Origin of the sequence: Pseudonocardia spirodelae (assembly GCF_037727765.1) — a bacterium.
GTDB classification, from domain to species: Bacteria; Actinomycetota; Actinomycetes; order Mycobacteriales; family Pseudonocardiaceae; genus Pseudonocardia; species Pseudonocardia spirodelae.
This window is the reverse complement of sequence record NZ_JBBJUP010000011.1, coordinates 166,161-178,388: the sequence shown is the minus strand read 5'-3', so window position 1 is coordinate 178,388 and position 12,228 is coordinate 166,161. Positions and strand designations below refer to the sequence as shown.

The 12,228-nt window shown below is 74.2% G+C and carries 10 protein-coding genes; 2 read left to right on the top strand and 8 right to left on the bottom strand.

Features of this window, described 5'->3' with window-relative positions; translation table 11 throughout:
• Position 1: 1 nt before the first annotated feature.
• Positions 2-1,120, bottom strand: coding sequence for an adenosine deaminase (locus WJX68_RS15445; RefSeq protein WP_340291361.1), 1,119 nt, complete (start codon positions 1,118-1,120; stop codon positions 2-4).
• A 194-nt stretch (positions 1,121-1,314) separates the two neighbouring features.
• Here WJX68_RS15445 and WJX68_RS15440 point away from each other — a divergent pair, with 194 nt between their 5' ends.
• Both WJX68_RS15440 and WJX68_RS15435 read left to right on the top strand, forming a co-directional pair.
• Positions 1,315-2,640: a PA containing protein gene (locus WJX68_RS15440; RefSeq protein WP_340291359.1), complete on the top strand. Its 1,326-nt coding sequence runs from the start codon at positions 1,315-1,317 to the stop codon at positions 2,638-2,640.
• A gap of 152 nt (positions 2,641-2,792) precedes the next feature.
• Entirely contained in the window at positions 2,793-3,359 is a 567-nt protein-coding gene (locus tag WJX68_RS15435) for a hypothetical protein (RefSeq protein ID WP_340291357.1), read from the top strand.
• 6 nt (positions 3,360-3,365) lie between these two features.
• Here WJX68_RS15435 and murJ read toward each other — a convergent pair whose 3' ends face one another.
• The 7 genes from murJ to WJX68_RS15400 form a co-directional block, all read right to left on the bottom strand.
• Entirely contained in the window at positions 3,366-5,174 is a 1,809-nt protein-coding gene (murJ, locus tag WJX68_RS15430) for a murein biosynthesis integral membrane protein MurJ (RefSeq protein WP_340291355.1), read from the bottom strand.
• Between the two features lie 231 nt (positions 5,175-5,405).
• Entirely contained in the window at positions 5,406-6,689 is a 1,284-nt protein-coding gene (locus tag WJX68_RS15425) for a thymidine phosphorylase (RefSeq protein ID WP_340291353.1), read from the bottom strand.
• A complete protein-coding gene (locus WJX68_RS15420) occupies positions 6,686-7,087 on the bottom strand; it encodes a cytidine deaminase (RefSeq protein WP_340291374.1) in 402 nt (133 codons plus the stop codon). Before WJX68_RS15420 ends, WJX68_RS15425 begins: the two co-directional genes overlap by 4 nt.
• Before the next feature lie 39 nt (positions 7,088-7,126).
• Positions 7,127-8,362, bottom strand: coding sequence for an ABC transporter permease (locus WJX68_RS15415; RefSeq protein WP_340291351.1), 1,236 nt, complete (start codon positions 8,360-8,362; stop codon positions 7,127-7,129).
• A complete protein-coding gene (locus tag WJX68_RS15410) occupies positions 8,359-9,438 on the bottom strand; it encodes an ABC transporter permease (protein WP_340291349.1) in 1,080 nt (359 codons plus the stop codon). The genes WJX68_RS15415 and WJX68_RS15410 overlap by 4 nt, the downstream gene beginning before the upstream one ends.
• Positions 9,435-10,946, bottom strand: coding sequence for an ABC transporter ATP-binding protein (locus tag WJX68_RS15405; RefSeq protein WP_340291347.1), 1,512 nt, complete (start codon positions 10,944-10,946; stop codon positions 9,435-9,437). Before WJX68_RS15405 ends, WJX68_RS15410 begins: the two co-directional genes overlap by 4 nt.
• Positions 10,943-12,076, bottom strand: a complete 1,134-nt coding sequence (locus tag WJX68_RS15400; RefSeq protein WP_340291345.1) for a BMP family lipoprotein — start codon at positions 12,074-12,076, stop codon at positions 10,943-10,945. Before WJX68_RS15400 ends, WJX68_RS15405 begins: the two co-directional genes overlap by 4 nt.
• Between the last annotated feature and the right edge of the window lie 152 nt (positions 12,077-12,228).

Sequence of the window (12,228 nt, the reverse complement as noted above, 5' to 3'; positions counted from 1 at the left end):
ACTAGGCGGGCGCGCCGCCCGCCAGCGCCGCGTACCCGGGCTTGATGACGTCCTCGATGAGCGCGAGGCGCTCGTCGAACCCGATGAACGCCGACTTCATCGCGTTGACGGTGAACCAGCGCAGGGTGTCCCAGCCGTAGCCGAAGGTCTCGGCGAGGTCGGCCATCTCGCTGGTCATCGTGCAGCCGGACATGAGCCGGTTGTCGGTGTTGACCGTGACCCGGAACCGCAGGTCGGTGAGCAGCCCGATCGGGTGCTCGGCCAGCGACGGCGCCGCCCCGGTGTGCACGTTGGACGTCGGGCACATCTCCAGCGGCACCCGGCTGTCGCGCACCCACGCGGCGAGCAGGCCCAGCTGCGGCCCGTCGCCGGTGACGGTGATGTCGTCGACGATCCGGACGCCGTGGCCGAGCCGGTCGGCGCCGCACCACTGCAGCGCCTCGCGGATCGACGGCAGCCCGAACGCCTCCCCGGCGTGGATCGTGACGTGCGCGCACCGCTGGCGGACGTACTCGAAGGCGTCGAGGTGGCGGGTGGGCGGGAAGCCCTTCTCCGCGCCGGCGATGTCGAACCCGACCACGCCGGCGTCGCGGTGGCGCACCGCCAGCTCGGCGATCTCGCGCGAGCGCGCGGCGTGCCGCATCGCGGTGAGCAGGGTGCCGATCCGGATCGTCCGCCCGGCCGCGGCGGCGGTCGCGGTGCCGATCCGGAACCCGTCGAGCACGGCGTCGACGACGGCGTCGAGGTCGAGGCCGGCCTCGACGTGCAGCTCGGGGGCGAAGCGCACCTCGGCGTACACGACGCCGTCGGCGGCCAGGTCCTCGGCGGCCTCGGCCGCGACCCGGGTCAGCGCCTCGCGGGTCTGCAGGACCGCGACGGTGTGGCCGAAGGTCTCGAGGTAGCGCACGAGCGAGCCGGAGTGCGCCGCGCCGAGGAACCACGCGGCGAGCTCGCCGGGGTCGGTGGTGGGGAGCCTGTCGTAGCCGTGCTCGCGGGCCAGCTCGACGACCGTCCCGACGCGCAGCCCGCCGTCGAGATGGTCGTGCAGGAGCACCTTCGGGGCGCGACGGACGTTCTCGCGGGTGAGCGGGGCCGGGGAGGGAACGGTGGGATCTGCCACAGCGGCACGGTACCCACCGACGACGCCCGGCGTGGCGTGCGGCGCACGGGGTCCGGACCTGCCATGATCACGCCCGATCCGGGGGGCCGAGGCACCCCGGACGGATCAACGCGCCACCGTCCGTCGACCCTCGAACGGCGGTCGCTACCCTCTGGGCACTCCCCACTTGGCTCAGAGGAAGCGCAGCAGGTGCCATGAGCGACACTTCGAACCTCTCGTTCGACCGGATGCGCGGCATGCTCATGCGGGCGGCCGAGATCCGTGACAGCGAACAGCAGCAGATCTTCGACTCCCTCGACGAGATCCACGCCCGGCTCGCCGCACTGGACGCCATCGGCACCGTGCGCAAGAAGCTCACCGAGATCCCCGACCGGACCGAGCTGAACGTCCTGGCCGAGCGGCTCGACGAGACCGTCTCCAAGCTGGACAACACCGAGATCGTGCTCGGCGCGATCACCCGGGCCATCGAGTCCCTGCCCGACAAGCTGGCGAAGCCGATCGCCCAGCTCGACGGCCGGCTCGACGGCATGGGCGGGCGTCTCGAGGGCGTCTCGGGCCGGATGGACGGGCTCGACGACCGCCTCGGCGGCCTGCACAAGCGCCTCGACGACCTCGACAACCGGCTCGACCGGCACGAGATGCGTCTCGACGCGATGCCCAACGCCGTCGCCTCCCCGATCAAGGAGCGCGTCGACGGCGTGGAGCGCCAGGTCCGCGAGCAGCTCGACGCGGCCGTGCACTCCTTCGAGGAGACCGGCGAGGGCCTGCGCAACCTGCTGGGCGACACCTCGGTCGGCCTGCACCGCCGCCTGGAGGACCTGGCCCAGCGCCCCGCCGTCGACCCGGCGCCGGCGTTCGACGCGCTCACCGAGCGCCTCGAGGCCCTCTCCGCGCGCCTGGAGCAGGTCGGCACCCGCCTCGACGCCGTCGAGACCGGGCTGGACGGCAGGCTGTCGGACCTCGACGGGTCGGTGAAGGAGCGCGTCGGCAAGCTCGGCGGCTCGCTGAAGGACCGCCTCGGCGAGCTCGACGGCTCGGTCACCGAGCGCCTGACCTCGCTGTCCGACGCCGTCGACGGCCGGTTCGACGCCCTCACCGAGAACGTCGACGGCAAGCTCGACGCGCTGTCCACCGGTGTCGACGGCCGGCTCGACACGCTCACCGGTGAGGTCGACACCCGCCTGCAGAAGCTCGCGGGCGACGTCGACAAGCTCGCCTCCGGCGTCGACGACCGGCTCTCGGGCCTCGACACCGTGCTGCGCGACCGCCCGGACACCGGCTCGGTCACCGACCTGGTCACCAAGGCCAACGCCGACTCCGAGCGCCGCAACGCCAGCCAGCTCGACGAGGCCATGGCGACCTTCGCGGAGCTGATCATGGGCCGGGGCGGGCAGTACGCCCAGCAGGCCCCGCCGCCCCCGCCCCGCCCGGCCCAGCGCCGCGGCCGGGCCAAGGTGGCGGTCAAGAGCCAGAACGGTGCCTCGGCCGCCGACCTGGTCGGCGACGACCCGGACGACTGAGCCTCCGCACGACCGCCCGCGCACGCCGCGCCCCGCACCCCGGGGCGCGGCGTTCGCGCGTTCCGGGGCCGTGAATGCGCCGATCGGGCGCAGACACCCGATGGCACCGCCGCCATCATCGCTGCACCGTCGTCCGACCGGTGGAGGTCGTCGTGGATCCGGCCCTGAGCTTCTACCAGAGCCTCAGCTCGGTCAGCTTCACGCTGCTCGGTCTCTGGTTCACGGTGATCGGCCTGTCGCACGGCGGCTGGCGCAGCGACCCGGCCCTGCACCGCAGCACGTTGCACGTGGCGCTGCACTTCTTCCTGCCCGGGCTGATGGGGCTCGGTTCCGTGCTGGCCGGCGGGAACAGCGTCGCGTGGCGGGTCACCTTCGGGGTGCTGGGTCTGATCGGGCTCGTCGAGTCGCTGGCGTTCCTGCGCCACCGCCTCGGTCCTGCGGCCCCGGCGGTACGGCTGCTGCGCCTGCTCGACCCGCTGCTCTACGCGCTGGTGGTCGCCACGGTCTTCCTGCCGGGCCCGGTCGCCGGGGTGACGCCGCTGCAGGTGGAGGGCGCGGTCACCGGCCTGCTGTTCGTCGTCGGGCTCTGCTACCTGTGGTTCGCGTTCGCCCAGCGTGCGACGGCCGCGCCCGCCGCGGGGTCCGACCCCGCCGCCGGGACCGGTCCCGCGCCGGTCCTGGCGACCGGTCCCGCCTCCCGGCCTCCGCCCGTCGTCTGAGCGGGGTCAGCGCCGCGCGAGGCGACGGAACACCGCGTCGAGCTCGCGCACGCGCAGCACCCGCATGCCGGCGACCGCGAGCGGCAGCGCGACCAGCGAGCCGGCGACGAGCAGGGTCCACGCCCGTGCGACGTCGGGCCAGCCCGCCAGCAGCGGCGCGACGAGCACGCCGAGCCCCCACGCGACGGCCGCGGCCACCGCGGACGCCGCCGCGACCCGGGCCAGACAGGCCAGCACCTCGCCGGAGCGGGCCCGTCCGAGCCGCCGGCGCAGCAGCCACTGACCCAGGACCGCACCGCCGACGAACGACAGCCCGTTCGCCGCGGCGAGCCCGAGCACCACCTGCTGCGGCGGGAGCAGCAGCGGGCAGGCGAGCAGCAGCGGGATCTTCACCCCGACCATGCCGACCTGGATGAGCGTCGGGGTGCGCGAGTCGGTCATCGCGTAGAACACGCGCATCTGCAGCATCGTCACCGCGTAGGGCAGCAGCCCGAACGCCGACCAGGCGACGGTCTGCCCGAGGCGCTCCGCGCCGGGTCCGCTGCCGGCGCCGATGGAGAACAGGGCCGTGCCCAGGGCCGGGCCGAACGCCGTCATCACCGCGGCGATCGGGATCAGCCCGACGGTCGAGAGCCGGGCGCCGAGGGACAGGTCGGTGACGACCTGGTCGACGTCGCCGTTCGCGGCGGCCCGGCTCATCCGCGGCATCAGCGCGGTCAGCAGCGACACCCCGAGGACGCCGTAGGGGACCTGCAGCAGCAGCCACGCGTTCTGGTAGGTCGCCACCGACCCCTCGGCCGCCGAGGCCGCGACCCGGGTGGTGACGATGTAGCCGGCCTGCCCGACGAGCACGTAGCCGACGATCCAGAGCGCCATGCCACCGGCGAGCGAGAGCCGCGGGTCCCAGCCCCAGACCGGCCGGTAGGTGAACCCGATGCGGCGCATGAACGGGATCAGGACGAGTGCCTGCACGACGATGCCCAGCGTCGTCCCGACCCCCAGCACCAGCAGCTTCGGGTCGCCCATCCGGACGGGGTCGACCGAGATCTCCCCCGGCACGAGGACGTACACGACGAGCACGCCGAGCAGCACGAGGTTGTTCAGCACCGGTGCCCAGGCGAAGGGCCCGAACACCTGCTTGGAGTTCAGGATCGCGCCCAGCAGCGCGCCGATGCCGTAGAAGAGGATCTGCGGCAGCAGCAGCCAGGCGAACGCCGTCGCGAGCGCCGGGTTCGCGTTGCCCGAGTCGCCGGACCCGAGATAGAGCCGGGTCAGCAGCGGCGCCGAGGCCATCGCGAGCAGCGTCGCGACCAGCAGCCCGGCCCCGACGACGGTCAGGAGCCGCCGGGTGAAGCGTTCGCCGCCGTCCGGGTCCTCGGCCTGGGCCCGGACCAGGACCGGGATCATCACGCTGGTCAGGACACCGCCGAGCAGCAGCTCGTAGACGATGTTCGGCAGCGTGTTGGACACGGTGTAGGAGTCGTTGACGACCGCGAACCCGAGCACCGCGACCAGCGCGAGGTTCCGCACGAAGCCGGTGAGCCGGCTGACCAGGCTGGCGATCGCGATCATCCCGGAGGACCGGACCAGCGAGCCCGCCCGCTCGGCCCCGCCGGACGGCGTCGCCGGTGCGCCGGGCCCGGCCGCACCGTCGCCCGGGGCGGGGGTCGCGGCGTCCGCGGGCGGGACGACGGCGGGCAGCGTGGCCGGCTCGTCCGGCGGCGGCACCGGCGCGCCACGGCGGACCGGGTCCAGGGGCGCCGTCGGGTCGCCCGGGTCCCGGCCGGCACCGGTGGGCCCGATCGGACGGGTCACCTCCCCGGCGCCCTCCGGCGGCGTCCGCGGGGTGCGCCGGGGGTCGGACCCCATCACCGGCCGGGGCACCGGCTCGCGCCGTGCCACCGCGGGATGGGGCGCCCGCTCCGCCGCTCGTCGGTCCTCACGCATCGTGGTCCATCGTGCCGGATCGGAATCGTCGCCCCGACGCCCGCCCGCCCGTCCCGCGGTCACCCGGCCGGTGGGCGCACGCACCGGCCGCCGGCGGCCTCAGCCCCGCCGGACGTCGAGGACCAGGTCCCGCTGCGGCGGCGGATCCGCGGTGACGAGCAGCGCCGCACCGCCGAGCAGCCTGCGGGCCGCGGGGAGCCGGTCGGCGTCGTCGGTGTGCAGCTCGGCCAGCGGGGTTCCGGGCCGCACCTCGTCGCCCGGGCCGACCAGCAGCCGTACCCCGGCCCCGGCCTGCACCGGGTCCTCCTTGCGGGCCCGGCCGGCGCCGAGCGTCCACGCCGCGGTGCCGACGGCGAGCGCGTCGGCGCCGGAGAAGACCCCGGAACGCTCCGCGACGACCGTCTCGACGTGTGCCGCGACCGGCAGCGGCGCGGACGGGTCCCCGCCCTGCGCGGCGATCATCCGCTCCCACACCGCGTACGCGGCGCCCGACGCCAGCACCCCGGCCGGGTCGGCGTCGGGCAGACCGGCGAGCGCGAGCATCTCGGCCGCCAGCGCCACGGTCAGCGCGACGACGTCCGGCGGGCCCCCGCCGCGCAGCACCGCGACGGACTCCTCGACCTCCAGCGCGTTGCCGACGCACCGGCCCAGCGGGCGGGACATGTCGGTGAGCAGCGCCGTGGTCGGCAGGCCGTGCGCGGCCCCGATCGCGGTCATCGCGTCGGCGAGCTCCCCGGCGCGCGAGAGGGTCTTCATGAACGCCCCGGACCCGACCTTCACGTCGAGCACCAGACCGCCGGTGCCCTCGGCGAGCTTCTTGCTCATGATCGAGCTGGCGATCAGCGGCACCGACTCGACGGTCCCGGTGACGTCGCGCAGCGCGTAGAGCCGCTTGTCGGCCGGGGCGAGCGTCGGCGTCGTCGCGCAGACGACCGCGCCGACGTCGCGCAGCTGGGCGACGATCTCCTCGGTGGACAGCTCCGCGCGCCAGCCGGGGATCGCCTCCAGCTTGTCCAGGGTGCCGCCGGTGTGGCCCAGCCCGCGCCCGGACAGCTGCGGCACGGCGGCGCCGCACGCCGCGACCAGCGGCGCCAGCGGCAGCGTGATCTTGTCCCCCACGCCGCCGGTGGAGTGCTTGTCGACCAGCGGGCGTCCGACGTCGCCGAAGTCCAGGACCTCGCCGGAGTCGATCATCGCCTGGGTCCAGCGGGCGATCTCGCCGGGCTCCATGCCGTTGAGCAGGATGGCCATCGCGAGCGCGGCCATCTGCTCGTCGGCGACCTCGCCGCGGGTGTAGGCGCCGACCACCCAGTCGATCTGGGGCCCGGTCAGGACGTGGCAGTCGCGCTTGGCCGCGATGACCTCGACGGCGGAGAAGCTCACGGGAGGTCCTCCGGGCCGAACGCGTCCGGGAGCACCTCGCTGAACGGCAGCACCCCGCGCGGGGTGTCGCACGTCAGCTCGGCGCCGCCGAACTCGTACAGCACCTGGCGGCAGCGCCCGCACGGCATGAGCAGGGTGCCGTCGCCGGAGCGGCAGGCGACGGCGAGCAGCCGTCCGCCGCCGGACAGGCGCAGCTGACCGGCGAGGGTGACCTCCGCGCAGACGCCGAGGCCGTAGGAGGCGTTCTCGACGTTGCAGCCGGTCACCACCCGGCCGTCGTCGACGAGGGCGGCCGCGCCGACCCGCAGGCCGGAGTAGGGCGCGTACGCCCAGGCCGCCGCGTCGACGGCGGCGCGCCGCAGGGCGTCCCAGTCGGGCGCCGGTGGGTCGGGGCGCATCATGTCCGCGCCCGCCCCGGACGGTCCGCCGCCGGCCATCTAGCGCCCCTCCCCGCGCCGGTACGGCTCGCCGAGCCGCGCCGGTGGTCGTAGTCGTTGCGACGCCGCCGCGAGCACGATCAGCGTGACCAGCTGCGGGGCGTAGGAGGCGAACTCGCTGGGGACGGTGTCGAACGCCCAGTAGATCGCGTAGACCGCGAGCCCCGCGACGAGCGCGACCCCGGCGGCGACCCACATCCGGCGGATCGCCCACAGCACGGCGACGACGACCGCGACCAGCGTCGCGCCGTAGAGCAGCGCGTGCACCGCCTCGCCGCCGGCGCGCAGCTGCAGGCCGTCGACGTAGCCGAACAGCGCCGACCCGACGAGCAGCCCGGCGGGCCGCCAGTTGCCGAAGATCATCGCGGCGAGGCCGATGTACCCGCGGCCGCCGACCTGGTTCTCCAGGTAGCCGAGCTGGCCGGGGTTCAGCACGAGGGCGGCGCCGCCGAGCCCGGCGAGCGCGCCGGAGACGACCACCGCGACGTACTTGTGCAGCACGACGTTCACCCCGAGCGACTCGGCCGCGACCGGGGACTCCCCCGCGCTGCGCAGCCGCAGCCCGAACGCCGTCCGCCACAGGACCCAGTAGCTGACCGGCACCAGCGCGATCCCGATGACGACGATCGGCGTCAGGCCGGTGACCAGCCCGGACAGCAGCCCGGCGAGGTCGGAGACGAACACCCGCTGCTGGGACTCCAGCGCGGCGAGCCCGTCGGACACCCCCGGGATCGAGAACTCGGTGAACCCGTCGAGGCGCGGGGACTGGCGCGGGTTCTGCGAGACGGGCGTGAACACCAGCGTCGCCAGGTACTTCGTGAGGCCGGTGCCGAGCAGGGTGATCGCGACGCCGGAGACGATGTGGTTGACGTTGAACGTCACCGTCGCGACGGCGTGGAGCAGCCCGCCGAGCGCGCCGAACGCGAGCCCGCCGAGCATCGCGGCCCACGGGCCGTACTGGTAGCCGACCCAGGCCGCGCCCCAGGTGCCGAGCACCATCATGCCCTCGAGGCCGATGTTGATGATCCCGGCGCGTTCGGCCCACAGGCCGCCGAGACCGGCGAGCAGGATCGGCAGCCCGAGACGGACCGCGGCGGACGCGGTGCCGCCGGAGGTCAGCTGGGTCTGGCCGGTGAGCGTCACGGTGATCGCCAGCACCGCGACGAGCGCGGCGGCGATCAGGGCGGACCGGGCCCAGCCGGGCAGGGTCCGCGCGCGCTGCAGCACCGCGGTCATGACGACACCTCCGCCGGTCGCTGCACCGGTGCCGCGGCCGCGACCCGGCGCTGCTCGGCCCGGCGCTCGACCCGGCGGACCACCTCGTAGGCGACGACCACCGACAGCACGATCAGGCCCTGCATGATCAGCACGATCTCCCGCGGGATGCCGACGACGTCGAGCGCCACCGCGGACTTGTCCAGGAACGCCCAGAGCAGCGCTCCGAGCGCGATGCCCACCGGGTGGTTGCGGCCCAGCAGCGCGATCGCGATGCCGGTGAAGCCGTAGCCCTGCGGCGAGGCCAGCGTGTAGGCGTGGTCGCGGCCGAGCAGCTCGGGCAGCCCGACCAGCCCGGCGACCGCGCCGGAGAGCAGCAGCGCCACGACGATCGTGCGCCGCGCGTTCACCCCGCCGGCCGCCGCGGCCGTCGCCGACTCGCCGGAGGCGCGCAGCTCGAAGCCGAACCGGGTGCGGCCCAGCAGGAACCAGTAGCCCACGCCCAGCGCGGCGGCGACGAACACCATGCCGAAGATCGAGCCGTTGCCGACCTCGATGCCCGGGAACCAGCCCGACTCCGGGATCGGCGGGGTGGTGATGTTGTTGCCACGCAGCTCGCCGAAGGTCTCCGCGCGGATCAGGTAGGCGATCAGGCCGGTGGCGATCGCGTTCAGCATGATCGTGGAGATGACCTCGGAGACGCCGCGGTAGGCCTTGAGCAGCGCCGGGATCGCGACCCACGCCGCGCCCGTCAGCAGCGCCACCACGATGATCAGCAGGGTGTGCAGCACCGGCGGCAGCGCGACCGTGCCGCCGACGATCGCGGCGACGCAGGCGGCGACCCGGAACTGGCCCTCCACACCGATGTTGAACAGCCGCATCTGGAAGCCGATCGCGACGGCCAGCGCGGCGAGGTAGTAGACGGCCGCGGAGTTCACCGTGTCGACGGCGACCGTGCCCGACCCGAGCTGGGACAGGATCGTGGTCAGTGCCGTCCACGGCGACGCGCCGCTGATCACCAGCGCTACCGCGCACAGCAGCGCGGCGACGGCGATCGCCAGGACCGGCGCGACGACCGCGCCCCGCAGCCGGCTCACGTCGCGGCTCCGGTCATCATCGTGCCCAGCTCCTCGGGGGTGACGCTCGCCGGGTCGGCGGTGCCGACCAGGCGGCCGTCGGAGATGACGGCGAGGGTGTCGGACAGGCCGATCAGCTCGTCGAGGTCGGCGGAGACCAGCAGCACCGCGAGCCCGGCGGCGCGGGCGCGCCGCAGCTCGGCCCAGATCCCCGCCTGCGCGCCGACGTCGACGCCGCGGGTCGGGTGGGCCGCGATGAGCAGCACCGGGTCGCCGGACAGCTCGCGCCCGACGACCAGCTTCTGCTGGTTGCCGCCGGACAGTGCCGAGGCCATGACGTCGATGCCGGGGGTCCGCACGTCGAAGTCGCGCACGATCCGCTCGGTGTCGGTCCGCGCGGCCGCGGTGTCGAGCAGCCCGTGCCGGGCGATCGGGGCCCGGGACTGGAAGCCCAGGATCCGGTTCGCCCACAGCGACCGGTCCCCGAGCAGCGCGTGCCGGGAGCGGTCCTCGGGGACGTAGCCGACACCGGCCTCGCGGCGGGACATCGTCGAGGCGTGCGAGACGTCGGTGCCGTTCAGCACGACCCGGCCGCGGGCGTGCCGGCGCATCCCCATGATCGTCTCGACGAGCTCGGTCTGGCCGTTGCCCTCGACGCCGGCGATGCCCAGCACCTCGCCGGCGTGCACGACGAGGTCGACGCCGTCGAGCAGGTCGCGCCCGCCGCCGGGGGCGGGCAGGCCCAGCCCCTCGACGCGCAGCACCTCCCGGTCGGTGACGGTGGAGTCGCGGGTCTCCGGCGACGGCAGCTCGGAGCCGACCATCATCTCGGCCAGCTCGCGGTTGGTGACGCTGCGCGGGTCGGCGGTGCCCACCGTGCGCCCGCGCCGGATCACGGTGATCCGGTCGGCGATCGCGCGGACCTCGTCGAGCTTGTGGCTGATGAACAGGAACGTGTAGCCCTCGCCCTGCATCGTGCGCACGGTCGCGAACAGCTCGTCGACCTCCTGCGGGACGAGCACCGCGGTCGGCTCGTCGAGGATCACCGTGCGGGCGCCCCGGTAGAGCACCTTGAGGATCTCGATGCGCTGCCGGTCGGCGACGCCGAGGTGCTCGACCAGGGCGTCGGGCGACGCGGCGAGCCCCACGGTCGCCGACAGCTCGACGATCCGCGCGCGGGCGGCCTTCCCGATGCCGTGCCGGCGCTCGGCACCGAGCAGCACGTTCTCGGTGACGGTCAGGTTGTCGGCCAGCATGAAGTGCTGGTGCACCATCCCGATCCCGGCGGCGATCGCGTCGGCGGGGCTGCGGAAGTGCGTCCGCCGCCCGTCGACCTCGATCGTCCCCTCGTCGGGCGCCTGCATCCCGTAGAGGATCTTCATCAGGGTCGACTTGCCGGCCCCGTTCTCGCCGCAGAGGGCGTGGACCTCACCGGTGCGTACGGCGAGGTCCACGCCGTCGTTCGCGACGACGCCGGGGAACCGCTTGGTGATCCCGCGGAGTGCGACCGCGTCCCGCTCGCCGGTCACTTGGTCGACTTGACCTGGATCTGTCCGGCGATGATCGCGGCCTTGTACGCCTCGAGCTGCGGGACGATGTCGTCGACCTGGCCGCCGGAGGTCGAGTAGCCGACGCCGTTGTTCTTCAGGTCGAACCGGTCCGGCAGCTGCGCGACGGTGTTGCCCGCGACCGCGTTGATGTAGTCGTACACCGCCACGTCGACCCGCTTGATCATCGAGGTCATGATCGTGTCGCGGACCTGGGCCAGCTGCGGCGAGTTGTACTGGTCGGAGTCGACGCCGATGGCCTTCTTCTGCGCGGTCTGCGCGGCGGCGAAGACGCCCTGGTTCGACTGGCCGGCCGCGGCGAAGGCGATGTCGGCGCCGCCGTCGTACTGGCCCGAGGCGATCTCGGTGGCGCGGGTGGCGTCGTTGAAGCCGGTGAAGTCGCCCGCCGGGGAGATGTAGGCGGACTCGACGTCGATGCTCGGCGCGACGGCCTCGGCGCCCTGCTTGTAGCCGGCGTCGAACTTCTGGATCAGCGGGTTGTCGACGCCACCGATGAAGCCGACCTTGCAGGTCGTGGTCTTGAGCGCGGCCGCGGCGCCGACCAGGAACGAGCCCTGCTCCTCGGCGAAGACCAGCGGCTTGACGTTCGGGAGCTGCACGGTGTCGTCGTCGACGATCGCGAACTGGACGTTCGGGAACTCGGTGGCGACGGTCTTCACGCCGGTGGCGTAGTTGAAGCCGACCGCGACGACGGGGTTGAACCCGGCCTGGGCGAGCTGGCGCAGGCGGGAGGTGCCCGCGTCCTCGCTCTCGCCGGCCTGGGCCGTGGCCTCGCGGGTGTTGGCCTTCTGCAGACCCAGCTCGGCGACGGCGCGGTCGAGCCCGGCGGCCGCCGCGTCGTTGAACGACGCGTCGCCGCGCCCGCCGATGTCGTAGGCCAGCCCGACCTTCAGCCGGCTCGCGTCGGCCTTGGGGGCCTCGGGCTCGGGCTGGGCCGACGCGGCCGGGACCGACGGCGGCGCGGTGCGCTCGCACTCGCCGCCCTGCGCGGCGCCGCCGCCCCCACCGGTGTCGCGGGCGCAGCCCGAGAGCGTGAGTGCCGCGGCGGCCACGAGCGCGATCGCGGTCGCGTACCGGCCCCTGCCTCCCATGCGCTGGTTGATCCGCACGAGGTGTCCTCCACCTTCCGGCGCCCCCCGGTCGGCGGCGCACGTCCGGACGGGACGGTAACCGCTGGACAACGGTTTCGGCAGAAGTCGAAACACGGCCGTGACGCGGAATCGTCGAGCGGTTGACGGACGGT